The organism is Pseudomonas sp. MS01C9 (assembly GCF_058202755.1).
The window spans coordinates 5,533,444-5,559,181 of sequence record NZ_CM177073.1; the positions used below are offsets into that span (position 1 = coordinate 5,533,444).

The window sequence follows — 25,738 nt, forward strand, 5'->3', positions numbered from 1 at the left end:
CCTTCGCGACGCCCGACCGTCACCACGCCTCCTGAGGGGATGGTCATTGGCAGCTTGCGGACGTACTTCGGACGCCGGGATTTCGCTGCCATATTTTTGGCAGACCGCTTTTCAGATGAGCTTTTTCATTGAATTGCAAAAGGAAAACCACGGCTTCGCCTGGCTTGATCTAAGCTCCAGAAAAGAGTCGCCCCGAGCAGGGGGGTCCAATGCGAAGCGCATCTGAAAACAGTCTCGGGAAAGCGTTGGAGGCCTGCAGGGACAGCTTCATTTCTGTAGGCTTCTTCAGCCTTTTCATCAATGCACTCATGCTCGTTCCGACCTTCTACATGCTCCAGGTCTACGGTCGAGTGATGACCAGCGGCAGTCTCACCACCCTGGCCATGCTGACGCTGATCATGACCGGGCTGGTGGTGACCCTGGGGTCTTTGGAGTGGATACGTTCGCGCATCATGGTCCACGTCAGTACCCGGCTGGATGTACTGCTCAGTCGCCAGGTCTACAAGGCCAGCTTCAGACGGGCGCTGGACAGCGGTGGCATGGACGCCTCGGCTCAGTCCCTCAACGACCTGACAGGCTTGCGGCAGTTTCTTTCCGGCAATGGCCTGTTCGCTTTCTTCGACGCGCCCTGGCTACCGATCTATATCGCCGTGATGTTTGTCTTCCATCCCTGGTTTGGCTGGGTCGCCACGGGCAGTGCCCTGTTGTTGCTGATGCTCGCGTTCATCAACGAAAAACTCACCGGGCCGGTGCTGGCCCAGGCCAACAAGGAGCACATCGGCGCCACGCTCGACACCACGAAGAACCTGCGTAACGCCGAAGTCATCGAGTCCATGGGCATGCTTGAAACCCTGATGGACCGATGGGGGCGTCGGCAACGGAGCGTGCTGTTGCTGCAGGCGCTGGCGAGCAATCGAGGCGCGGCCATCAGCACGCTGTCCCGGACCTTCCGGCTGCTGGTGCAATCGCTGGTACTGGGAGTGGGTGCGTACCTGGCGGTGGATCACCAGGTGGGTGCCGGCATGGTGTTCGCCGGCTCCGTGCTGCTGGGGCGGGCCCTGGCTCCCATCGACCTGATCATCGGCAGCTGGAAGGGTTTCACCGCCGCGCGGTCGCAGTATGGTCGCCTGAACGACATCCTGCGCAAACAACAAGCCCAACCCGAATGCATGCCCTTGCCGGCGCCCCAGGGACATGTGCAGGTGGAGAACCTGGTGGTGACAGCGCCCGGCTCCAGGACCCCGATCATCAAGAACATCAGCTTCAGCGTGCCGGCCGGTTGCATGGTCGGCATCATCGGCCCCAGTGCCGCGGGCAAGTCGACCCTGGCCCGGGCGCTCATCGGGGTGTGGGTCGCCCAACATGGGGTGGTCCGGCTCGATGGCGCGGACATCAGTGCCTGGAACAAGCATGATCTCGGCCCCCATATCGGCTACTTGCCCCAGGACATCGAATTGTTCGAGGGCAGTATCGCGGAGAACATCGCACGCTTCTCCGCGGTGGATCCGGCGGAGGTCATCCTGGCCGCCAGGACCGCCGGTGTCCACGAGATGATCCTGCAACTGCCCGATGGCTACGACACCGTCATCGGCAGTGAAGGTGTGATGCTGTCGGCAGGGCAGCGCCAGCGCATCGGTCTGGCCCGAGCGCTCTATGGCCGCCCGCGCCTGATCGTGCTCGACGAGCCCAATTCCAACCTGGATGACGTAGGTGACCGTGCCCTGGCGGCTGCCTTGCAGCAGCTCAAGCAGACCGGCGCGACGCTGTTCGTCATCACGCACCGCACCAATATCGTGTCGCAACTCAACCGGCTCCTGGTGATGAACGCCGGAACGATCAGTCTGTATGGGGCACGCGAGGATGTGCTGGCCGAACTCAAAGCGCAGCAACAGCGGGCACAGAAGCCCGCCATGCCCGCCAGCGCCGGCATCACGTGTGTCGATACCGGCAGGGGTGATACCGATGAACCCTGCGACGCCAGACCGTCGAATTGAAAGCCCTACCGAACTACCGACCTCCGATCGAAAGATCCGCCGCCTGGGCATTGCGATTGTCGGCGTGACCTTTGGCCTGTTCGGCACCTGGGCGGCAGTCGCGCCTATCGATGGCGCCGCTTACGCGCCGGGGGTGGTCACCGTGCAGTCCTACCGCAAGACGGTCCAGCACCTGGAAGGTGGCATCGTCAAGACGCTGCTGGCCCATGACGGTGACATCGTCCAGCGTGACGACCCCTTGATCATTCTCGACGACGCCCAGTTGCGCTTCGAATACGAGATCAGCCGAAACCAACTGGTCGCGACCAAGGCCATGGAGGCAAGGCTCAGAGCCGAACGCGACGAACTCGCGACCATCGACTTTGGCGGGGCTTCCGGCCCGGCCAGCCTGCGTGCTGAGGAGGCACGCCAAGGCGAGACCCAGGTGTTCAATGCCCGCCGAGGAGCACGGGCGGGGCAGGTCGCGGTATTGCGTGAGCGTATCGGCCAGCTGCAGCAACAGGTCAAGGGCCTGGAATCGATGATCGCTGCCAAGGCGCATCTGGAACGCTCCTATGGCGGTGAAATCACCGAGCTGGGCGACCTGCTCAAGCAAGGATTCGTCGACAAGCAGCGCCTGGTCGAGCAGGAGCGCAAGCTGGGGCTGCTCAGGTCGGAGCTCGCCGATCACCGTTCCAGCATCAACAGGACCCGCCTGCAGATCAACGAAACCCAGTTGCAGATCCTGCAGATCGACAAGGATTTCAACGCCGATGTGGTCAAGCAGTTGGCCGAAGTCCAGGGGCGCATGTACGACCTGCAGGAAAAGACCTCGGCCCTGGAAGACCGCCTCAGCCGTGTCGTCATCCGCGCCCCCGATGCGGGCATGGTGATCGGCATGACGGTGCACACCATTGGTGGGGTGGTGAGTCCGGCCACGCCGTTGCTGGACATCGTGCCTTCGGTTTCCGAGCTGGTGATCGAGGCCCAGGTCGCGCCGGTGGACATCGATCGCATTGCCATCGGCAAACGTGCAGACATCCGTTTTGGCGCGTTCGACAGTGCAACGACGCCCGTCATCGAAGGAGAGGTCAGCAGCGTATCGGCTGACCGACTGACCCAGGAAAAGACCGGCACTGCCTATTACCTGGCACGCGTGCGGGTGACTGCCAACGGCGCTCGGACCCTGGGGGAACGCAAGCTGCTGCCGGGGATGCCGGCGGATGTATTGATCATCACCGGCGAACGCACGCTGCTGCAGTACTTGATGCAGCCAGCCCGGGCGGCCTTGTCTCAATCGATGATCGAGGAGTGAGGCATGGACCGTGCAGCCGTTTTTTTGGGCGGGTTGATGCTCGCCACGAATGCCGTCCTGGCACAGGCCTCCGAGACCATCTCGACCGGGGTCAGTGCCTCGACATTTTCCACCGACCTGATGCAGCTGTATCGCGAAGCGCGCCTGGAAGATCCGCAGATACGGGCTTCCCATGCACGGGCACAGGCAGGCCAGGAACACCAGCGCGAAGCCATGGGAGCGCTGTTGCCGCAACTTTCGTTCAACGCCGGGACCAATCGAATCCATCAGGACAGCGACCTGGTGCAGCGCAGCTACGACAGTGAAAGCTACAACCTGGTGCTGCGTCAGTACCTCTACAACAAAACGGCGTGGGAGAACTACCGCAAATTCCAGAGCCTGGCGCGACAGTCCGAATCCCAGGCGCTGGATACCCAGGCCGAGGCGGCGGTGGAGCTGGCGCGGCGTTATTTCCTGGCGCTGGCGGCCGAAGATGAGCTGGAGTTGGTGCGGGCGGAACGTCGAACCACCCAGAGCAGCCTGGATCGGGTCAATGCCCTGTACGAGAAGCAGTTGGCCCTGGTCACCGACCAGCTTGATCTCAAGGCCAGGGTGGACTTGTTGGCAGCTCAGGAGCTCGATGCCCGCAACCAGGCCAGCATCAGCCGCGAGGCATTGGCGGAAATCGTCGGGCGCCCCGTGAAGGAAAGGCTCAACCGGATCCGCGACGACATTGATTTGCAGGTTTCGACCCAGAGCCTGGAAGCCTGGGTCCGCGACGGCATCGCGCTCAACCCGGCCCTCAAGGCCAACGAGAGCGGTGTCGAAGCCGCCGGCGCTGCCTTGCGCAGCGGCAAGGGCGGGCATTACCCGACCCTGAGCCTGAACCTGAGCGCCCTGCAGACCAACGAGGGCTACAACAATTCCCTCGCTCCGCGTACTGACAGCTATGTCGCTGGAATCGGCATCCAGGTGCCGCTGTACAGCGGTGGTTCGACTTCGGCGAGGGTCCGTGGGCTCTATCAGGACCAGCAGGTTGCCGAACAGGAACTGGAAGCCGTCCGGCGCCGGGTGGTCAAGGAAATCACCAGTGCCTATCTGACGGCCAGCTCCAATGGCGAGAAAATCGCCGCGAATCGCCTGGCCCTGAGTTCCGCCCAGCTGTCCCGGGTCGCGGCGGAAAAAGCGCTGAGCTACGGGATGATCAATTCCGTCGATGTGCTGGCCAGCGTGCGCAACGAGTTCCGCGCTCGACGCGACCTGCTCAAGACGCAATACGATTTTCTCAGCAATGTGCTGATCCTCAATCGCTGGGCAGGAAAACCACCAGCCGACAGCATCGCAAACGTCAATGTCTGGCTGGGCCCCGGTAACGGTCCGGGCGAGAAACGTATCGATGCCGCCAGGTGAAGGCGCCGGCGTTCAGCAGCGTGCCGCGCTGCGCGGCGTCGACGGCAAATTGACGAGCCTGCGGCTGTCACTTCCAATTTCGCGCCGCTGGTCGGTTAATTGACGGAGTGCGCTTTTCCAGATCAGCGATATCGTCACAGGAAAAAGAGGTAGCTGGATGATTTCAATGGATATTTTTTATTGACTGGCCATGCGCAGCGAAACGGCGGATCTGCGCTCGATGCAGCGGCCCTGCCAGTTGCGACTGACAGGGCGCCAGCTGGCCTAGACTCAGCAAACAGGCTCGAGGGAGCACATTATCATGTGTAAGCTGTTGATAATTATTCCTGTTTATTCCGCCTCAGTGGGTTTATCCGGCTTCATGGATTATCCACCCTCACAACAAGTGTCAAGGATGGAGGCTCTCGTCGGTGCTTCAGGGGGGCCAGGAATATGACGTCGGACCATAAGAAACCGATTCGTGTGATGCTGATCGACTGTCGTCCCCTGGTACTGATGGGGCTTCACGATCTGATCAATGCCAGGAAGCCCCAGATGGAAGTGAGCGGCCAGGCCTCCACCTACACCAATGCGCTGGACCTGGCCGATCAATTGCGACCCAACGTGATCTTCTTCAGCTTCTTTCCGGACGCCCTGGATCCGCTGGAGGTCGTCGCGGAGCTCACTCGCAGCGCCGAAATGAAAGTCCTGGTGCTCAAGGGACTTTACGAGGCGGTGCCCGCTGCCCAGGCGATCGAGGCAGGGGCCCGCGGGATTGTATTGGCGGAGGATCCGACGGAATCCATCATCCGGGCCATCATCCAGGTTCATCACCGCGATGTCGGTATGGACCGGGCGTGGGCCGATGGGCTTTCAGGTTATGCCGCCAGTGGGCACATACCGTTGAAGTGCAACCTGGAGCAGGCCAAGCAGGCGCGGCTGACCCTGCGCGAAAGAGAGCTGATTCTCGCCATCGTGGGTGATCCTTCCGCCAAATACATCAGCATCGCCGAGCGTTTGGGCATCAGCGAACACACCGTGCACAATCATCTGAGCAACATCTATCAGAAGCTCAATCTCATCAATCGCATCGACCTGCTGATGTATGCCCTCAAACACGGGCTCACCAGCAACCAGGCACCACCCGAGTCAACCTGGGTGGAGCTGGATTGATGCTCATCGTGCGAGGGTGGCTTCCAGGCCGCCCTCGCATCGGGTCAAGCACCTTCGGTTATCAGGCACTGCCAAGCACGATGTCGGTACTCAGCAGGTCGACGCCCACCAGGGTAATGGTAGTCACCTGTCCGCCCGACTCGGCCACCGTCACGATGCTGTCGGCTCCCGTGTTGTCGATCAGTTGTACCACCGCGCCCTGGTCACCGTTGAGTACCAGGCTGTCTCGCTGGCCTGCGGTATCGAAGCCGGTGAGCTGGTACAGGTTTTCGGTGAATGTCAGGTCGACGTTGAAGGCATCTCGCTCACCGCCCGTGCCTGCCAGCAGGTAGTCGAACGTGGCGTCGTCCGCTTCGTCGGCGAACAGGTTGGCGTCGAAGGTGCTGGTGGCGCTATCCCCATCCTTGTCGGTCAACGTTGCGTTGAACGTCAGCTGGATGTCGCTGGCCAGGCTCTCGGATTCCTGGATGAACTGGATCACTGGAATCTTGATCGCGCCCCGGGCCATGGTGAGCTGGACGGCATCGATCATCGCCGTGCCTTCACGTTCGACCAGGAAAGACACCTGGCCGCCGGCTTCCGCAGTCAGGGTGTTCACCTCCGTGAGATTGGAGAAAGTGCCATCCTCGTAGAAGATCCTGAAGTACAGGTCTTCGGTGGCCGTGTTATAGCCCGCCACGGAGTTGTCGATGAAGATCTTCATGCCGGTCAGCAGGCTTTCCGGGTTGATGACGAAGCTTTCATCGGCGGCGCCGATCGCCGCCAGGTTATCGCCCTGGAGGAGATTGTTGCCCACGCCGATCCCGGAGGTGCTGACGTTCATCGCCGTCGGGTCGATGTACGAGGGCAGGGGATTGGTCTGCAGGGCCGCCTCGGTGGGGTCGGGTGCGCCAAGGCCGATACCCGCCAGGATGTCTGTGGTGGAGGCAAGCGCCTTCGCGGAGAAGAACACGATTTCCTCCGAGGCCGAAGGAATGGTCGGGTCGTTGGTTTCCGGGATCAACAATGTGCGCACGGGGTCCGGGCCGCCGGCATCGAGGGAGCCGTCGGCGCTGCTGCGCACGATGGTCGAACTGAAGCCTTGCACCAGATCGAGTGCGTAGCTGCCATTGGCATAAGCCGTCAGCGTGTAATCGACGCTGGTGTGCGCTGTGTCGGCGTTGTTGTCGAAGTCACCGGTCAGGGTGCCGGAAAAATGATACGCACCGTCGATGTCCGGCGAGGGCGCCTGTTCCGTCAGTGTCCCGGTTCCGGTGGTGGTCGTGTTGTCTGGCCGGACCAGGGTGAACTGGCCGTTGAGCAGGGAAATATCCAACCCGGCCGCGCCCAGTCCATCGGCCCCGGCGGACCGGTCCCAGTAACCGTATTGCGGCAGTACGCTGCCGGTCCCGATCAGGTTGCCGAAGGCGAGCGATGGGCCGTCGTCCTTGAATATCAGGTTCTGCCCGATATTGAGCGTCGCCTGGGCCATGTCCCCATCCTTGTCTGTCTTGGTCGCGGTCAACGTCACCAGGTTATCCGCGCTCAGGCTCGTCGAGTCATCAGGATTGGTTGCATCCGGATGAATGATCGCCCGGAGCTGATCCAGCGTAACGTTGCCGTTGCTGGCCACACTGACGGTAAAGACCAGCAGGTTGGTGCCAGCCGTACGACCTTCCACCACCGTGCCGTTGAGCGATAGGTTCACCGCTTCGCCCGAGGCGCTGTCGGTCAGCCCCGAGGCGCCGGCGACCACGCCCAGCGCATAGCTCAGGGTGCCGGCGCCATCGGCGCCGAACGCTGAGGTGAAGTTGGCCGCGAAACCCTCGGTCGCGTCGCTCGTCAGGTCGGTCTCGTCCACCGTCAGGGTGGGTTCCGTACCGGTGGTGCTGATGCTGGGGCCGTCGTCCTTGAACACCAGGTCATGGCCGATATCCAGGGTCGCCTGGGCCGTGTCGCCTTCCTTGTCGGTCACGGTTGCCGTCAGGGTGACCAGATTGTCCGATGCCAGGCTCGTCGAATCGTCGGGATTGGTGGCATCCGGGTGAACCACTGCACGAAGCTGATCCAGGGTAACGCTGCCATTGGTATCCACACTGGCGGTGAATACCAGCAGGTTGGTGCCGGCCGTACGACCCTCCACCACCGTGCCATTGAGCGACAGGTTCACCGCTTCGCCCGTGGCGGTGTCGGTCAGCCCCGAAGCGCCGGCGACCACTCCCAGCGCGTAGGTGAGGATGCCGGCGCCGTCAGCCCCGAAAGCAGAGGTGAAATTGGCGGCAAAGCCTTGGGTCGCGTCACTGGTCAGGTCCGTTTCGTCCACTGTCAGTGCAGGTTCCGTACCGGTGGTGCTGATGCTGGGACCATCATCCCTGAATACCAGGTTCTGCCCGATGTTCAGCGTTGCCTGGACACTGTCGCCGTCCCTGTCGATTGTGGTTGCCGTCAGTGTGACCAGCTCGTCCGAAGTCAGGCTCGTTGAATCATTCGGATCGGTGGCATCCGGATGGACCACTGCTCGAAGCTGATCCAGGGTAACGCTGCCATCGGCATCCACGCTGACGGTGAATACCAGCAGGTTGGTGCCGGCGGTACGGCCTTCCACCACTGTACCGTTGAGCGACAGGTTCACCGCTTCACCCGTGGCCGTGTCGGTCAATCCGCAGGCACCGGCGACCACTCCCAGTGAATAGGCCTTCGTGCCAGCGCCATCGGCACCGAACGCCGAGGTGAAGTTGGCGGCGAAGCTCTGGGTCGCGTCAGTCGCCAGCACCGTCTCGTCTACGGTCAACGTAGGTTCCGTGCCGGTGGTAGTGATGCTTGGACCGTCGTCTTCGAAAATGATCTGCGAGCCTATCTCGGCCTTGGCGACAGAGGCCTGGAGCAGGGTGAAGCCGCCAATATCGAAATCGGCGTGGTTATTGCCTTTGGCATCCACGGCCGCGCCATTTTCGATCAGCACACGGTTGTGATCCGCTGTGGTGCTGTATTCGATCTGATAACCGGCCTTCACACCGCTGATGGTCGCAACGCCATCCACGAAGCTGATCAGGAGGGTTGGATCAGTCACCGAGCCGTCCGAATCTGCGGTCACCAGACCGGTACTGATATTGATGACGCGCACGTTGGTGATCGCAACGGGGTCATCCCCCGCATAGCCGTTGATAAAGTCCGCGCCCGCTTCGACAGCAGTGTCGAAAGCGCTGACGGTGATCACGGCACTTTTGCCGCTTTGCAATTGCACCACGTCAAAGCTCGCGGTCTTGGCATCGAACATCTCGGTGAAATCGATGTTGGATTCAAGGTCCGCTTCGTTCTGGTCCAGGTTGGGTATGGTCACATCCTGCCTGGCCCCGGTGACAAAGGTAAATCGAATGCCTTCCTGTTCCACGATCATCTGGTTGTTGGTACCGAAGGTGGTCGGTCCGCCGGCCTGGCTTGTATTGACGGTGTCGCCGGTGGTGATGTTGACGCCGCTGGACTGGTCGGCGGGGTTCTTCCCGGTGGCAATGATGGTGGGCTCGGTGATACGGGTAACACCGTCGACCACCTCCGTCGTCGGGTTCGCAGCGGTGAACATCAGGAACAGATTCTGCCCGGAAGGTGCATTGGCCAGGCTGAACTCAAGGTCCTGGCTGGCGCCGATGAAGACTTTGTCCTGCAGGCTGAGCGGGTCATCGGGGTTGGTGGTGTCCGGATGGCTCAACGCGGCGTATTCCACGGTCCAGATCTTGCCACCAGAGACAGGCGAGCCGGTTTCCTCGATGTAGGCGGCAAATACAATCGCACCGTCCGAGCCTCCGGCGCGGCCGAGGACGATGTTGTTGTCAGTGTCCGTGTAGAGCAGGATGCTGATGCCATCCAGGGTGAACAGACCGCTGTCGACACCGTCCAGGGGTACCCCGGAACTGTCGACGAAGCCGATATCGGTAATGATCGCACCAGGGTCGGCGGAAAGCGTGAACGCATTGCTGCCGCTATTGCCGGCTGCGCCGGTATAGCCACTCAGCGCTGCGCCCGTAGCGGTGCCGGCACCGAGGGCGGTCAGGCGACTGGCAAAGGCAGAGGGCAGGGACGTCAGCAGGATGTCGTTGTCGTCGGCATCGCCCGCAGTGCCTGGTGTCGCGGTGCCGTTCTGCAGGCCGGCCGTTTCGTCCAGGGTAACGTCGGCACCGGTGGCCACGACTTCCAGGTCGGTGGCTGCCGTGGGGGTGAACAAGGATTTCTGCTCGCCAATAGTCATGATGTGCTCCAGAGCTAGTGCGGTCATCGAGGCCTGACCGTTGACCATTGCTCGTCACTATGGGAAAGCGCCGCGGATTGCGCATCGACCGATACTCCCAGCCCGACTGGGAGTTTCGGACTATTCAGGCGCACAACCCGCGTGGTGGGAGCGACAGATGGAGAGAAGCGCCTGTACCCCGAGGGGAGCGATCAGTCTCGGCTGGGTCGGCCAGCGATGGTTTGAAAACGCTAGCCTCATCTCACATTGATACATTTGCGGTTGTATACCGATGAGCCGTTATGGATTGCGCCCTTGCGCAGCGACATGAAACGCCTGCCCTGGCCACCCCTCAACCCGTATTTTTGTGCAGCCGAGTCAGACACTTATCGAGTAACCCACCCCGAGCCAGCCAAGCGTCAACGCAGCGAGCAGAAGATAGCGGCTGGCCTTGGCCAGCGTAACGATCAATACGAAGCTCCAGAAAGGTTCGCGCAGGACTCCAGCAATCATGGTAATTGGATCACCGATGATCGGTACCCAGCTGAGCAACAGCGACCAGCGCCCGTAGCGCTGATAGGCACGCTGGGCTTTCTCCAGCCTGGCTTCGCTGACCGGGAACCAGCGTTTATGCCGGTAATGCTCGATAGAGCGGCCCAACAGCCAATTGAGCACCGAACCGAACACGTTGCCGGTGATGGCCACCACCAGCAGTGCCCAGGTCGCGTATTGACCGGTCAACAGCAACCCGACCAGTACCGCTTCCGACTGCATGGGCAACAGCGTGGCGGCTCCCATGGCGGCGAAGAACAGCCCGAAGTAACCGGATATCGTCATCAGCTCAGGCATTGAGCCCGATCCTGCCATGGACGCTGTTGGAGGGGGATGGGCACGATTGCTGGAACACTGGGCACATATCCTGATCAAAATTTCAGAATACCCGGTCTTTGCCGATTCACTAAGCGTTGGCTAGTGTTCTTTGCAACTGCAGGGACGTCCCGTGACCGCGACGGATGATGATCATGACCGAGCAATTTTCCTCTCGACCCTTCAAATCCATCGGTTGTGCTGAATGCCGCGACCACGTGGCGCTCGGGTTTGATTTCACCATGGCTTTCCAGCCTATCTTCAATGTCCGCACAGGCACCACGTTTGCCTATGAGGCCCTGGTGAGGGGCATCAATGGCGAATCGGCGGGACATATCCTGGGATTGGTCAATGACGGTAACCGCTATCGGTTCGACCAGGCGTGCCGGGTCAAGGCCATCGAGGAAGCGGCCAGGCTGGGTATCCTCGATATTCCCGACTGCCTGTTGAGCATCAACTTCCTGCCCAATGCGGTGTATCGGGCCGAGACTTGTATACGCGCTACGCTGGAAGCCGCCCGCCAGGCCAGTTTCCCGCCCGAACGGCTCATGTTCGAAGTGACCGAAGGCGAAAGGGTGGACGACCCGGAACACCTCAGGTCCATCTTCACGGAATACGAACGCCAGGGTTTCACCACGGCGATCGACGATTTCGGTTCCGGCTATTCAGGTCTCAATCTGTTGGCCATGTTCCAGCCCAACGTCATGAAGATCGACATGGCGTTGACCCGCACCATCGATCAGGACCCGGTCAAGCAAGCCATCGTCGAGGGCATCATCCTGGTGGCGAAACGCTTGGGGATCACCGTGATAGCCGAAGGTATCGAGACCCGTGGAGAAAGTGCCGAGCTCCTGAACCTGGGGGTCGAGCTGATGCAAGGCTACCTGTATGCGCGGCCTGAAGTAGGGCGGCTTCCCACCTGCGTCTTCGATTGAAAAGGTGAGTGGGAGCCAGTTCGACAGGATCAAATGTCAGCTACCTATCGATTCTCAGTAGTCCCAGTAGGCTGCAATCCAACGGAATGCAGTGCCGTCCAGCGCCACACGGCCAACCGAGGGGAAGGGCAGGTGAGTCGCAACGAACAGCTCTTTGCTTGCCGCAGCCTCTCGCAACAGACGTACACGCACGTGGACCGACTCCTGCGGATCGTGCTCGAAACCGTTGTGCCATTCAGGATGATCGAAAGCCACCGGGAATAGGGCGTCGCCGGCAAAGGTCAGGCGTTCGCCGCCGGAATTCACATAGACGATGCAATGGCCTGGCGTGTGTCCGCCGGTGAGTTTCGCGACCACGCCCGGGGCTATTTCGTGCTCGTCTTCGAAGGTCTGCAGGCGATCCTGATAGTGCGCAATGAACTGGTTGGCAGTCCGGCGCAGGACGTCCGGCACCGGTTGAGGCATTTCGGTCAGGCTGAAGTCGGGAATCTTCCAGAAATCGACTTCCGTGGCCGTGACATGAATACGCACATTCGGGCTCAAGCCTTGCTTCACCGTATCGACCAGCAGCCCACCGATATGGTCCATGTGCATATGGGTGATCACGATATCGGTGATGGCAGACAGCTCGATGCCGGCATCCTTCAAGCGTTTGGGAAACTGTCCCGCGCGGGGAAAACCGGGGAACTGGTTGCCCAGGCCGGCATCGACCAGGATGAGTTGTTCGCCGCTACGCACAACCAGCACGTTCAGCGCCCAATCGAACATGTCCGGCCCCAGGTACATTTCTTTGAACCAGGCTTCACGCTCGCTCGGATCGGCATTGGTGGACATGGTTTCGGTCGGCAGCGGCAGCACGCCATCGCTGACCACCAGCACATCGATCTCACCCAGGCGCAGGGCATAGCGCGAGGGCACCAACTCCTGAGTCGGCAAGGCACTGTCGGGGGCGAAACTGTTCAGGTAAGTGCTCATGGTCGTTCTCCTGTTAGTTCATCTAGAGGGATAGGGCTATTGATCCTTTAGAGCATTTCGGCACGACAGGCTGCTCACCGTTAACCGCGATATGCGTTATGGAGTTGCAGTGGGCTGCCGTGAGTGAATGCTAGATAGGAAAACTTCCAGGCACAGTTCTACATGGGTGTAGGGCGATCACTCATGCGTTGGACAGAACCATACGAAAGTATCGTCCGCAGAAGTGTCAGGCGCCGAACTGCTTCGGCTCAGACGGAGCCCGAGCCCTCGGCTGGAAACGAGCGAGGCAATACACAAGTATTATTCTGGATACCCAACGGACGACCCCGTTGAACCCATGTACAAGTGACTGGCAGGTACTCGCTTGAAATACTCAGGTCGTCTCGAAAGTCCCATCGATAGAGGGACGAAATAAGGGCTGTTGAACATCAACTTCCTCAGGCGGCGGATAAGATGAACAGATATGACCTGCGACATGCCGATATCAACTTATTGGTGATCTTCGAAACCATGATGCGCGAACGCAATGTCACCCGGACAGGAGAGCGTCTTTTCCTCGGCCAGGCCACTGTCAGCAGCGCGCTGAACCGGCTCCGGACAATGTTCGATGACCCGTTGTTCATCCGGACCGGACGGCTGATGGAGCCCACCGCGCGGGCCGAGGAAATTCATGTCCATCTGGGGCCCGCGCTGGAGAGTGTTGCCCTGGCCCTGAGCTGCGCGCAGACCTTCGATCCGCGCACCAGCGAGGAGACTTTTCACGTCGGGCTGAGTGACGAAGTGGAGTACGCACTGCTGCCTCAGTTGATGCAGCATCTTCGAGCTGAGGCCCCCAACATTACCCTGGTGGTACGCCGGGTGGATTCGTGGCAATTGCCGCAGTTGCTGATTGCCGGGGACATTTCCCTGGGTGTCGGCCAAGCCCAGGAACTACCGGCCCGGGCTCACTGCCGGAGTCTGCGCCCGGTGCAGCCGATGCTGCTATGCGCCGACTCGGCAGGTCCCATGAGCCTCGATGAGTTCTGCCGGCGCCCCCATGTGACAGTATCTGCCCTGGGAAAGGTAACCGATCATGTGGACCGTGCCCTGGCTTGCCATGGCCGTCGGCGCCGTGTCGTGCTGGCAGTCCCGCAGTTCAGCGCCTTGCCCGCGCTGCTGGTCGATAGCGACATGCTTGCGGTCGTACCCGACTACGCGGCTCAGGCGATGGCCCGGATCCATGGACTGCGCGCTGAATACCCGCCGCTGCAGCTTTCAAGTCCCGATCTGGCCATGGCATGGCGGGGCACCAGCCATGCCGATCCTCGAGAACGCTGGCTACGCTCCTGCTTCGCCCGACATCTTGAGCGGCAGCCCGAGTATTGCTTGTCCTTGGCCGTGGCCTGATCATCCAGCCGCTATTGGAAGGCCGTTTCTTCGAGCAAATGAGTGACGGCCTGATCGGCAAACGTGCTTACCGCCAACGGAATCTGGCGTCGACTCGGATAGACCACGTACAGGTCGATGTCTTGTTGGCGAAACTCGGGAAGCACTTCGACGAGCGCTCCTTTCCTCAAGCTGGCATGCAGGATGGGCCCCGGCAAGAAACAGATGCCCAGGCCCGCGACCGCCGCCTTCAATTGCGCCTGAGCGGTGTTTGCGCAGACTCGCCCGGTCACCACGATGTCCGCGGCGCCGCCCGGCCCGGAAAAGCGCCACGTGGCTTGACCTGAGGGGCTGGAAGGGAAAATGCACAGGTGCTGGTTCAGTTCGGAAACATGCGAAGGCGATCCATGCTGCTCCAGATAACCTGCGCTGGCGGCAAGCATGCGGCTACCAATGAATATCTTGCGTGCGACCAGGCTGGAATCAGGCAGCATTCCCGATCTGAACGCCAGGTCGATGCCTTCGGCAATCAGGTCGACACGATGGTCACTCAGCAGGAAATCCAGCTGGATCCTGGGATATTGAGCCAGGAAACCGGCAACGAACTCCATGCGGAACACGTCGAAGAAATCTGCCGTCACGGCCACACGCACCCGTCCCGCGGGTTCCTGGCTGCGGTCGGCAAAGCGTCGGATCACTTCCAGCAGCTCTCCGATCTGGGAGGCACTTTGTTCGAACAACGCCCGGCCCGCATCAGTCAGTGCCAGTTTGCGGGTCGAACGGTGTAACAGCCGCACGCCCATCGTGTCCTCCAACTGCTTGATCCGCCGGCTCAACGTGTTGGGCGGAACGCCCATGCGCCGTGCGCCGCCGGCGAAACTTCCGGATTCGACGACCTGGATAAAAATGGCCACGTCGTTCAGATCGAACATTCGATTACTCCAAAAATGGCCGAGTGAAAAGCAATTGTAGGCTCTAATCAGCTTAATGCCGATTCCTTATGATCACTGCACATACGCCGCCGCCAGGCTTTGTACGGGCGGACCGATCATTCTTCGAGGAGTTGTCATGGGTATTTCAGCGCTTGGCAATGCAATGGTTTCCCGTCGGATCACTCACCGCACCCGGGGGCACAAGCATGGGCCGATTGTCCGGCTCATGAGCCCGTCGGACTTGGGCCAGTTGATCAAACCCTTCGTATTCCTCGACTTGTTCGAAGGCGACAGGTCGTTTCTCGGCCAGATGGCCATGCACCCTCATTCAGGAATCGCCACGGTCACGGTCATCACCGAAGGCAATCTGCACTTTGATGATCCTGAGTCCGGCAGCGGCGAAATCGCCTATGGCGGCGTCGAATGGATGCGAGCCGGCGGCGGTGTCTGGCATGGCAAAGAGATGAGCGCCGGCACTTCTGAACGCGTCCAGGGCTTTCAGCTATGGATCGCGTTACCTCCAGACCTGGAGAACGCGGCCGTCGACAGCCAATACCTGGAGGCCGCTGCGATGCCTGAAGCGGGCCCAGCCCGGGTCATTCTCGGCCACTATGCGGGGGTCCGAAGTCCGGTTCGGGCCCCCGAGGGTATCAACTACCTGCTGGTTACTCTTTCAGAAGGCACCAGCTGGGAATACACCCCACCAGCAGGCCATGACGCCTTGTGGCTGAGCGTCGCCCGTGGACAACTGACATCGCCGGATGTTGTCGAAGCGGGAGAGATGGTGGTGTTCGAGCCAGGCAGCGCTTCGATACGCATCACGGCGGGAGAGGGCGATGCGGTGTTTGTCATTGGCTCAGCCATTGCGCACCCGTTCGATCTTCATCTCGGTTACTACTCGGTCCACACCAGCCCCGAGGCATTGCGCGCCGGCGAGCAGAAAATCGCCGAAATCGGTCTTAGGCTGCGGGAGCAGGAACAGCTTCGGAACCGGTCGGGCTCGGTGCCGATCTTCAAGTAAAAGAAGCGTCGCTCAATGATCGGTATGGAGATCCAGCTGAAGAGTTTCATGTCCGTGCCCGATCTCAGCATCCAAGGTAGATCCTGACGTTGATGCACCCAGAGCGGCGCACCAGCATCTTCAGTCAATCGGCAAGTCGCAAGTACAGCTTGACGGTCACGACCTGTTGAAGTGGCTTCATACCGCGCCTGCAGATCTGTAGAACGGCGGCACTGGGCAGCGGAAGATTCGTTCGAGCGTTACCGTGATGTGTTCACCAGAGACCGTTATCCGTAACGGTGGACACTGGTCAGCGTGATCGCTTGTCACAAGGAGCGCGGTTTCCAGGAAACTCTTCCTGGGTTCCTGGGTTCCTGGGTTCCTGGGTTATGTTTCCGAGGTCCAGACAAACGCTACAGAGGTTGATCACGGGATGGGTTTCAAACCGGGTGTTGCGGTCCGGCTCTAAAACAAATAGTTACGCATAATGTATATTATGTTAAACAGTGTGTGTTTTCCTGTTTATCACTAGCTGTCACCTGTACCTGAAAACCGAACTTTGCCGCCATTACCGTAATGTAACCGTTGCGAATCACGGACACTCCTACCCCTTAACCCCCCGCAACCCCCGGCCCACAAGGCCTCCAGCTTCTTGGGATTGCTTACGAATGCCAGCAAACCTCAGAAATGCGGACACTTCTGCCTCTGAGCGCCTTCCGCAAACCCTTGAATCCATTGGGTCTCGTCAAAAAACGCGCGTTTGAACCGTTGCTCCGGTTTTCTGCGCTATCAGGACACTCGGGTAATCTGCGGAATTTTCAGAACCACCCCTGTAAGCGAGTAAATCCAACGCCTCCAGGGGTTTTGCACCTAATGCGGACACCTTCCTGCGCACACGGCGAACCCCATAATCAGGACACTTTCCGTATTTTCAACGCTCAACGAGCCACAGTTCTCATCTGAAATACACGCACCCTGTGGCCCCTAAAGCCCCGCAGCACCAAGCAGACAAACGCTCCAAGCCACGCGCTTCGGGCCTCACAGGAGACCTCTCGATGTCGATCCTGGAATTCAGCTCCCTGGAAACCCCCTAGTAGCAAAGCTTTCGCACAGCTCATCCACGAACGACGCTCCGAGCCGTTTTCCTGCGAACGCGACGATAATGCGGACACTTTCCAAAGCCCGCCCTGAGCAACCACCAGGCGGAATCCCCACTTCTGCTGCCCTCGGTGTTATATGCAGTCAATGCCGACACTTTCCGAAATCGACCTGCACGACAATAATACGGACACTTTCGTATGAGTAAGCTTTAAATGTGGACACTTTCGGGAGCCAAATGGACATTGGAGTGAGGAGGCGTATTTATACTTATATTGTCACTTCACGTCAGTGACTAAAGAGCCTTAAAGAGGCTTTCTCATCCTACAAACAATATAAAGGAAATTCGCATAGCTCCTTAGGCCCCGCACTCGAAGGTGGTGGCTGAAGCGAAAATAACAATATTCTTATAAACCTACATTTATGTGAGCGACAAGGCATTACCCATGCCTAACGCTGCCAGATGCAAATTGTTCATATATTACGCAGCCAAGCAGATCCGCAACTCCGAACATTGCTTAGTGCGTTTCCTGTCATATGTCAAGCAAGCTTGATAGTCACTGACGGATGGAGTGGATGGGCGAAAAATTTACCGAGGTTGCGGCCGGCCAAACTTGGCGCTACCATCCGGCAACTCCCATTAACTATGGCCAGTCGATTGAGATGAGTGATTGAAGCGGGCGGTGCAGGAGGTGGAAACTTCCTAAAACAGCCAGATTAGGAAGTTTCAATTGCTGGATGTCGACCGGTCTTTTACGGTATGTAAGATGACCTGCAATCCCCGGCCCGTATTTGAATCTCATAGTGATTTCGTTGATCAAGATTTCACTGTAGGCCGGCCATCGATCGCCAGCGTAGCGCGATTCCTGGAAGGCTTTGCTCCCGAGCTCAAAGCCATCCCAGGGTTCCTGGCCATAAGGTGCTATCTGAGGTGTTATGCCGACAACGCGCTCACATACAGCACGTACCGAGGCCACGTTGAGCGGCTATTTCTCTGGGCGCTGATCGTTCGCCAGAAGCCTGTGCACGAGTTGAAACGGCTTGATGCCGAAGCGTATCTTGAGTTTTGCAAGCACCCGCCAGCCGCTTGGGTTGGGCCAGTCATTCGTAATCGGTTCATTTCAGAAAATGCTTTAAGTAGTGCTGATCATCCATCGGATCTGGAATTAGCGGCCAACTCCAAATGGAAACCTTTCACACTGCGCGTCCCGAAACAAAATCGCAGCCCAAGTGAAGGTGTTGGGGGCAATTCGCCGACCGACTATCACTCATCAACCGGTAGCATGAGCAATGTGTTTAAGATTGCAAACGGCTTTTATGAATATCTAGTGGAAGAAGAAATAGCTAGTTCGAATCCGTTTCGCAAGGTTACTAAAAAGGGGCAGTACAGTTCATCTCAGCTAGAATCCAGCACTTCTCGGGCGTTAACCCCTTTGCAATGGGATTATGTAATTGATACTGCAGAATCCATGGCCGCTGCTAATCCAAGGAAACATGAACGCACCCTATTTGTGCTCGTTACGATGTTCAGCATGTACTTGCGCATATCGGACATCGTAGGGCGCACCAACTGGCAGCCCACCATGGGGGACTTTCGTCTAGATGCTGATGGAAACTGGTGGTTCCATGTTGTGGGTAAGGGCAACAAGTCCGGAAAAATCGCAGTGCGCGATGAGTATGTAACGAAGTATCTCACAAGGTACCGTACTTTCATTGGACTGAGTCCATTGCCTACCTATCAGGAAAAAACTCCACTCCTGAAAACGCTGAGCGGTCGTCCAGGCCTCTCGGATCGACAGGTGCGCGCCCTCCTCCAAACCGTTTTTGACCAAGCGCTCGTCAGAATGCGTGAAGAAGGACGTGAGCCTTATGAAATGGACAGCCTGCGCGTAGCATCATCGCACTGGCTACGTCATACTTCGGCGACCTTTGATGCGCCGTTCAGAAACGCGAAGGATCTCCAATACGACCTGAGGCATTCCAACCTGGCTACTACCCAGAACACCTACTACCACTCACATGATCAAGAGCGAGCGCGGTCGGTCAAGCACTTAGGAACGCGAGACAGAGGCTGATGCTGCGCTGCCCTGCTCTTGCGTCACCATACTGATAGGGCAATCACAATACTCACAGGGCAGCGTAGGCATCCTACGGTGCCCCTAGCTGTGCCAGGCTACGTACTCATATTCATTCTCAATCAGATGAACGCAGCCAATTACGCGATGCATTGCTTGGGCCAGTGGGAAACGTCATCTGTATGCATATGCAGCACTTGGTCAGCCACGCGAGCACCCGGCACCCTGCCCTCACGCTCACGCTCACGCTCACCCTTACCGCACCAGCATCAAAGCTTTTACACAGCCAGGAAAAACTAAGCTGTAGCTTAGATACTCAAGACAACCGTCCTAAGATCCGCAAAAACTAAGTTAAACCTTAGTTTTAACAGCGTATCCAGTCACTCCCGTCTCACAATGAACGCCATACAGAGGTGTTCGATGAGCAGACAACGACGTACATTCATCCCCCACCTTCAAGCGTGAGGCTGCCAGCCTGGTGCTTGACCAGGGTTACAGTTGCCCCGAGGCAGCCAGATCCCTCGACGTGGGTGAGAGCTAATTGCGCCGCTGGGTCGCCCAGTTGCAACTCGAGCGTGGAGGCGTTACGCCCACTGCCAAGGCGCTCACACCGGAGCAGCAGACGATCCAAGAGCTTCAGGCCCGCATCAACCGGTGGAGCTTGAGAAGAAAATCCTAAAGGAGGCCACTGCGCTCTTGATGGCCGAGGAACACGGGCGCAGACGCTGAGGTCGATTCGGCAGTTGGCAAAAACACTACCCTGTTCAACTGTTGTGTTCGGTGTTCGAGCTGCCCCGATCTTGTTACTACGCCCATCTGGCCCGGCGTCGTCGTGTCGATGTGCGCCGAGTGAGCCTGCGCAGCCGTGTCAACGAGCTGTTCAGCCAAAGCCGTAGCTCAGCCGGTAGCCGCAGTCTCGTGGCCATGCTACGGGATGAAGGCGTCGAGGTCGGGCGCTTCAAAGTCAGAAGATTGATGAAGGAGCAGGGTTTGATCAGCAAACAGCTTGGTCACTCGAAAGCGGAGACCTCTAGGATGCTTGGAATCTCAAAGTCGACTGCCGCGAGGCATTGGTGAGCTGGGTAAGCGCTTGCCTTGGTCATCTTCAGTGAATAGCTAGCTGGGGCGACTGAGCCGCGGCGACACAGCGCTCGACACGCGTGAAGATCTGCCAGCAACCTGTGATCACTGCTCGATGAGTAAAAACCAAGGCACTCGATTCGGAAAAAGCAGTGATGCGCAGATAGCGCCGATCCGCGTTGCTGGATCTCGAAGCGACGGGTCACTATCCATCTGGGGTTTGCACACGGCCTCCCAACGTTGGACGACATCCGCGACTGTCCACACCTTTTGGCCGATCTGAAACACATGGTTTATCCCGTTAGGAACGAAAGACTGGCTGAAGTCCAGGTAGCTTTGCGGGATGAAAATGTTGAGGTGTGCGTGGTCAAGACTCGCAAGGTTGAAATCCAGTTCCTCCTCGAGCGAGTGACGCCGACTGATGAGCAGGACAAGGGCCAGAGTTTCTGAGGGCGAGTTGCTCAAAGTGCTCAGAGCAACAGAATCCTTGTCTGCGCGCGCCTTGAGATACGCGTACACATCCTCTGCCGGCAGCAATGGTCGAGCGAGTCGCCCATCGTGCTCAACAAGCGCATTGATCAACGTGCTTACGACCAATTCACCGAGGCTATTGAGGTCATCGGCTTTGATGGCTGTGAGGAAAGCTGACCAGTACGGTGCTTCGTCTTCGCTCATACCAGCACAGGTGCTTGCATAGTGCTCGATCAGCAAGACGCTCAGTTGCTCCAAGACCTCTCGGAGTGCGGCATCTCTGATGCCTAGCTCCCGGGCCAGGTGCACTGCTGCGCCGGCCCAACCTAAAATCCGCGATATCCGCTTAGGAAGGTAGAACAGATCAGGAATGCCATGACGGCATAACGAGCCAGGATTCTCACGAAGTCCCTGGACGATCGCGCAAAGGAGGTGCTCAACATCCCTGACAATCTCGTGGGCAAGCCCTTCAATGCAATCTCGAGCGGTGGTGTCCTTCTGAGAAGACTGAAGGAGCAAAGCTATGCATGTCGCGCTCAATTCCAACCTTGAGAAGCTATTAGCATGACGCCCTGTGCTTTTCTCCAAGGATTGCCAGATCCCGCCTATGAACACCCCGGTCGAGTTGGGTATCTCGGCCAGCCGATCAACGAACCTGGCTAAAACAGGGAAAAGCTTGTCCGGAGTGAGCTCATTCTCCGGGGCGAACATGAGCGTGTAGAGCTCGGCGGAATGACTGCTGATGGCTTGCCCAGCCAAAGAGGTGGGTAAAATCCCAGTGAGGCCCAGCAATGAGGATGCTGGATTGTCGGCAGCATGCGGATTGCTAAAGAGCGGCATGTGGCCGTAGAGATTCACGCCCCACACCGATGGCATTTGCCTCCCTTGGGTTTGTTCTGCCACGTACTGCGCAGCAGGCCTCCCCATATCCACCAGATCGAGCATCCCGGCTCGCGATCCCGTGTCGATCTCCCCGTCTAAAACCTTCAGCAGTGCGAGGGTTCCATAACCACCGCGGTTGGTCTCGCTGGCATATTGATCTGCAGCAGAGGACACAAAGAATGAGACGCCGAACGTCTTTGCCTTACCTACCACTTCAGGCTTGAGCAAAATGCCCAAGTTAGAAACCATACCGCCAGCGTTGCAGGCGTCGATGATGACGTTACAGTGAGCAGCTTTGAGCTCGTTGAAATACTCGAACAAGCGACTAAGAGCGAAGCCAGTGGTCGAAAGCCGATCGCCCCGGGTATCGCTCAGGCACAGGAAGTAACTGTCATTCGCTTCTCCGCCATGGCCGGCAAAGAAAAGCGTGAAACTTTCGATCTCATCGTACCGATCTTGAATCTGCAGCAGCGTGGCATCCAGATCATGCCGGGCCGGAGATTTAAGCAGATAGGTGTCGACTGGCTGGATACTGCTCAGTGGCCCAATGCAAAGTGCGGTATGGATAGAAATCGCGTCACGCTCGGCCCCAGTCAGCTTTTTGAGAGACTGATAGTCGTCGCAACCGATACACAGCAATACCTTGGCCATCACTGCTCCCTGCATCGAAACTTGGATTTCCGCGCCGCTTCCCCTGCCAATGCCTCGGCGGTTTTGAGCGCCTTGATTTCCTCAGCTTTCGCCAGCAGTACCGGATCTCGGAGCGAAGGATCAGAATGAAGGTGCTTGGCTAGGTCGGGGTGCATCCGAAACTCAGGAAGCGATACTTGACCGTCCCGATCCACCGAGTATTCGACTTGCTCGATAGCCTTAAGCATCTGCTCGCCCAAGCTCCCAGCCGAGCCATCAATGACGTTGCCGCTCTCTTCGCACGTATCAGAAAGCATTTGATAAAACGCTTTGGCATAGCTGTCCGCCATGCTGCTGGAAATTTCCTCGGCAGTCCGCTCAATGACCTGGAGTTGGCCTTCCATGATGTCCTCTACGCGCAATCTTGTTTCGTGCTCAATGGTCTGCATCTGATCGACACGGTCAGGGGCATAGCTGTGGTGTGACTGCCAAGATCCTCCATGGCTGAAGCGCTGGACGTTATCACCTCCACCCACTTGTCTGCGCGCTTGATCGAGCCTTTCCCCTGTAGCTTTCATGAATGCTTCCATGACGAGCTTCGCCTCCGTATAAAATGGGAAAGGATGGGCTTTATCCCTCATATGTCACTCCTCATTGGTCAAGCTCGGCTTGGCCGGCCTGAGCGCACTGAACGTCGCCCTTGCTTATGCCCCTCGACCTGTGCGATTGCCAACACGGTGCCTGCAGAGGCTCCCCGGATTTGGAAAGAAAGCGATGGCCATTGTATGGCATCTGTCGATGCCGCACCCGGCAACATTTCACCGCGCCCCTGTGACTAAACTGGCTCTGCATGTCATGCTGCATGTCGATCCAATCACCTTGGTGGCAATGCGGCTATGAGTACATTCATCGAGCGGAACCCGAAAGAACGGGCGGTGGAGAAAGCGTTTCAAGAGCTGGCCAAGAACGGCTATGTGCCTACCAAGCCTGACCCTGCAGACAATATATTCGAGATTGCGGAGAAGCTCAGACGGCGAGCGATGAAAGAAAAGTGTCGGATAAGCTGAGCTCTCTTCACAACGATATATAATCACAAAGGATGCTTCCCTCTAAACTACCGATTCAGCACTAAGCTGCACTACCAGCATGCCCTAAATATGCTATACGATAATGGAGGGATGCTGCCGCCTAGCAATTCGTACCTACCTGTAAGTGCAGTTATGAAAGATCAGGGCTGCCACCAAAAAGACAGCCCCCTTCGGAGTCAGTAATTGACAGGCGTCATTTACCAGCAGGACAGTTATTCATTTAGCAGAATTTCATAATAAAAAATAACTCGTCCTGGAATGTATTTTTTCTCATTTATCTCGCGATCTAACCCATTGATTGTGATGACACACATAAGACCATATGGATTCAGCAGTACTACTTTTTGCCCCACAACGGGCTCAACAGCACGCCCCAGCGTTAGGAATGATGCAACAATGGCCGGATCAAAACCAGGGTCAACAATCAAACCGAGCGCTTTGAGATCTCCATCTGTGTAGACGTAAACACTGTCAAGTGAGCGTGCGGCAAATGACACTTTAAACTCATACTCCCCATAACCAATTGTGTAGTAAGGATGGTCTTTGTAGGCAAAGGTCACTTGCCCACTAATCGCCGGACTCACATAATTCGCGGGATCGCGACCAGCATCTATACGCTCAAGCCGAGCGCAGCGATTACGTAGCACCGACAACGGGATAGCATTGGCTTTATTAGGCGAAAGCCCCTCAACCCATCGCCAGAGTTCCTCAAGCTGTAGCGACCCCGGGAACTGCTTATTTTCAATATTGCAGTTGAAATCAAAACCCTTTGGATTATGATCACCAAACCATTTAGGCCGGAGAAGCTTGGGATTTTGAATGTACAAGATTGACAGCCATGACTCTGGCTTATCCTTAAAAACACCACTCATCCACTTTGATTCAATACCGACTCCGGACTCTGGCATGTTGTCAGCTCTATCGACGTAGTTTTCGTCGACAACTAGCAAGACGTGAGCCGCTTCGGTGACCTGCTGCATGAAACCATGCAGATTTGAACCATAATTGACATTTTCATCAAGCTTCACATCATAGCCCATTAAATGGAGCTGACTAGCTAGCAAGCGAACCCACTCTCGATGGGCTGTAGACGTCCATGCGTAAGAAATAAATAAATCAGCACTCATCTCTTCACTTCTATTATGCGCAATGTAGCGCGAAGTCCCCAAAAAATAACATACCGCACTTCATCACCAGCTATTACATACTACCTTATGCCCCTTCGTTCTTATCTAAAGGCTTCCCACCGTCGCGCGCCAGCTTTACGAGCCTAAAATACCAAGTGAGGCTGCACATATTTCGACGGCCGACGTGAAAGTGACCAGGGGCAGCGCCGGTAGTCAGCCACTCGTGCCGCGTAACACCAGCTCTGCAGCTCTGAAAACTCCAATTTTCCCACCCTCTCGAACACTCGATAGTGTATACCTAAGACCATAGCTTTACGCCTTGCATGCTATTACAGCTCAGTACGGCTGGAAAAAACGCAGGATTTCTGCATTTCGTTCGAGCGCTAGGCCAAGCACTGCCAACGCTTGATCCAGCAGCCTCTCATCACGCTCAGATCCCTCAATGAGATCTACCTGCCCCGTGGCTTGGTCGCGGTACTTAGCTCCATGCACCAGGTTGTTGCGGGCACGGCGAATTGCGAGAAAAAGCTCCACAGAGTTGGTCACTGCGGCGGTGTCCCGCCACCCTAGCCCACCTCCATCTGGAAGTATCACTTGTAGCTTGGGCGGTCTGTGGACTAGCTCTGGAGCTAAACCCTTAGCGATTACCTCATCAAAAAAGCCAGTTCCGAGATCATTTGCGAAAGCGTCCCAATTGGCGTTTACCTTCGCGTTGCCGCCTTGCGCTGCATAGTACGCAGACCGCTTGAGAGCAAACTCGAATCTGGAGAACACGATGAAAAACTCGATCGCAAGCTTGGGCAATTCCCCACCAAGCGCCAGGTCGACAAGATGCTGATGTTTTTCCATGATTTCCCCTCTTGGAAGCTTCCATTTATTCGAGGTCTTTACCAACACGCAAAACGATTACTTTCGCCCTCACCCAAATAACCATGCCTATCTCGACTGGTACGCTCAGTGCAACGTCCCTGCCTGACCTCCGGTCGCGCGGAGTAGGTAATCGGACACTGCCTGAAAGAGCGCTTCCGCTTCGTTATTCAGATGCACTACCTCTTCCTCAGGGGCTGAAGCATCCACAGCCTCGTGATAACGTTTGAGCGCGTCAATCGCCTCCAGCATCAACGGATCGTCGCCTTTTAGAAATCGAATGAGATGCTCGTCCAATTGCTTGCTCCAGATTCGC

17 protein-coding genes and 1 pseudogene are annotated in these 25,738 nt (G+C 57.7%); 9 read left to right on the plus strand and 9 right to left on the minus strand.

The features are described 5' to 3' along the window. The first annotated feature begins 209 nt into the window (after positions 1-209). The 4 genes from AC1M7R_RS24920 (at position 210) to AC1M7R_RS24935 (ending at position 5,829) form a co-directional block, all read left to right on the plus strand. Complete coding sequence (locus AC1M7R_RS24920; RefSeq protein ID WP_072391885.1) at positions 210-1,994, plus strand: type I secretion system permease/ATPase; 1,785 nt, start codon at positions 210-212, stop codon at positions 1,992-1,994. Beyond that, a complete protein-coding gene (locus AC1M7R_RS24925; protein ID WP_072391888.1) occupies positions 1,963-3,288 on the plus strand; it encodes an HlyD family type I secretion periplasmic adaptor subunit in 1,326 nt (441 codons plus the stop codon). Before AC1M7R_RS24920 ends, AC1M7R_RS24925 begins: the two co-directional genes overlap by 32 nt. A 3-nt stretch (positions 3,289-3,291) precedes the next feature. Then, entirely contained in the window at positions 3,292-4,677 is a 1,386-nt protein-coding gene (locus AC1M7R_RS24930; RefSeq protein WP_490610031.1) for a TolC family protein, read from the plus strand. Between the two features lie 432 nt (positions 4,678-5,109). Continuing rightward, positions 5,110-5,829, plus strand: coding sequence for a response regulator transcription factor (locus AC1M7R_RS24935; RefSeq protein ID WP_072391894.1), 720 nt, complete (start codon positions 5,110-5,112; stop codon positions 5,827-5,829). A 61-nt stretch (positions 5,830-5,890) separates the two neighbouring features. On the opposite strand, the gene AC1M7R_RS24940 is transcribed toward AC1M7R_RS24935, so the two are convergent. Beyond that, positions 5,891-10,078 (minus strand): DUF5801 repeats-in-toxin domain-containing protein, encoded by a 4,188-nt coding sequence (locus AC1M7R_RS24940; RefSeq protein ID WP_490610032.1) that lies wholly within the window; start codon positions 10,076-10,078, stop codon positions 5,891-5,893. Positions 10,079-10,408: 330 nt separating this feature from the next. Then, positions 10,409-10,870 carry a YqaA family protein gene (locus tag AC1M7R_RS24945; RefSeq protein ID WP_123596233.1) on the minus strand — a complete coding sequence of 154 codons (462 nt, stop codon included), beginning with the start codon at positions 10,868-10,870 and terminating at the stop codon, positions 10,409-10,411. A gap of 173 nt (positions 10,871-11,043) precedes the next feature. Between AC1M7R_RS24945 and AC1M7R_RS24950 the strand changes: the two genes are divergently transcribed. Next, positions 11,044-11,832 (plus strand): EAL domain-containing protein, encoded by a 789-nt coding sequence (locus tag AC1M7R_RS24950; RefSeq protein ID WP_490610033.1) that lies wholly within the window; start codon positions 11,044-11,046, stop codon positions 11,830-11,832. A gap of 54 nt (positions 11,833-11,886) precedes the next feature. Here the strand turns inward: AC1M7R_RS24950 and AC1M7R_RS24955 are convergent, their stop codons facing one another. Further along, positions 11,887-12,807 carry an MBL fold metallo-hydrolase gene (locus AC1M7R_RS24955; protein WP_123596174.1) on the minus strand — a complete coding sequence of 307 codons (921 nt, stop codon included), beginning with the start codon at positions 12,805-12,807 and terminating at the stop codon, positions 11,887-11,889. Positions 12,808-13,260: 453 nt separating this feature from the next. On the opposite strand from AC1M7R_RS24955, the gene AC1M7R_RS24960 reads away from it, so the two are divergent. Continuing rightward, positions 13,261-14,193 (plus strand): LysR substrate-binding domain-containing protein, encoded by a 933-nt coding sequence (locus AC1M7R_RS24960; protein ID WP_490610034.1) that lies wholly within the window; start codon positions 13,261-13,263, stop codon positions 14,191-14,193. A gap of 11 nt (positions 14,194-14,204) precedes the next feature. On the opposite strand, the gene AC1M7R_RS24965 is transcribed toward AC1M7R_RS24960, so the two are convergent. Beyond that, on the minus strand, positions 14,205-15,104 hold the full coding sequence (locus AC1M7R_RS24965; protein ID WP_490610035.1) for a LysR family transcriptional regulator: 900 nt from the start codon (positions 15,102-15,104) through the stop codon (positions 14,205-14,207). Positions 15,105-15,240: 136 nt separating this feature from the next. Between AC1M7R_RS24965 and AC1M7R_RS24970 the strand changes: the two genes are divergently transcribed. From AC1M7R_RS24970 to AC1M7R_RS24980, 3 genes and pseudogenes are all read left to right on the plus strand, one after another. After that, positions 15,241-16,125, plus strand: coding sequence for a pirin family protein (locus tag AC1M7R_RS24970; RefSeq protein ID WP_072431239.1), 885 nt, complete (start codon positions 15,241-15,243; stop codon positions 16,123-16,125). A 1,844-nt stretch (positions 16,126-17,969) separates the two neighbouring features. Next, positions 17,970-19,277, plus strand: a complete 1,308-nt coding sequence (locus AC1M7R_RS24975) for a tyrosine-type recombinase/integrase (protein ID WP_236295288.1) — start codon at positions 17,970-17,972, stop codon at positions 19,275-19,277. A gap of 420 nt (positions 19,278-19,697) precedes the next feature. Beyond that, positions 19,698-20,288 (plus strand): annotated as a pseudogene (locus tag AC1M7R_RS24980) (transposase); the annotation flags it as partial. Positions 20,289-20,462: 174 nt separating this feature from the next. Here AC1M7R_RS24980 and AC1M7R_RS24985 read toward each other — a convergent pair. The 5 genes from AC1M7R_RS24985 to AC1M7R_RS25005 form a co-directional block, all read right to left on the minus strand. Next, positions 20,463-22,361, minus strand: coding sequence for a caspase family protein (locus AC1M7R_RS24985; RefSeq protein WP_490610036.1), 1,899 nt, complete (start codon positions 22,359-22,361; stop codon positions 20,463-20,465). Then, positions 22,361-22,981, minus strand: coding sequence for a hypothetical protein (locus AC1M7R_RS24990; protein WP_490610037.1), 621 nt, complete (start codon positions 22,979-22,981; stop codon positions 22,361-22,363). The genes AC1M7R_RS24985 and AC1M7R_RS24990 overlap by 1 nt, the downstream gene beginning before the upstream one ends. A 659-nt stretch (positions 22,982-23,640) precedes the next feature. Next, complete coding sequence (locus AC1M7R_RS24995; protein ID WP_490610038.1) at positions 23,641-24,555, minus strand: toll/interleukin-1 receptor domain-containing protein; 915 nt, start codon at positions 24,553-24,555, stop codon at positions 23,641-23,643. A gap of 336 nt (positions 24,556-24,891) precedes the next feature. Further along, a complete protein-coding gene (locus AC1M7R_RS25000; RefSeq protein ID WP_236295285.1) occupies positions 24,892-25,404 on the minus strand; it encodes a hypothetical protein in 513 nt (170 codons plus the stop codon). Positions 25,405-25,509: 105 nt separating this feature from the next. Next, complete coding sequence (locus AC1M7R_RS25005) at positions 25,510-25,719, minus strand: hypothetical protein (RefSeq protein ID WP_236295284.1); 210 nt, start codon at positions 25,717-25,719, stop codon at positions 25,510-25,512. Positions 25,720-25,738: the final 19 nt, after the last annotated feature.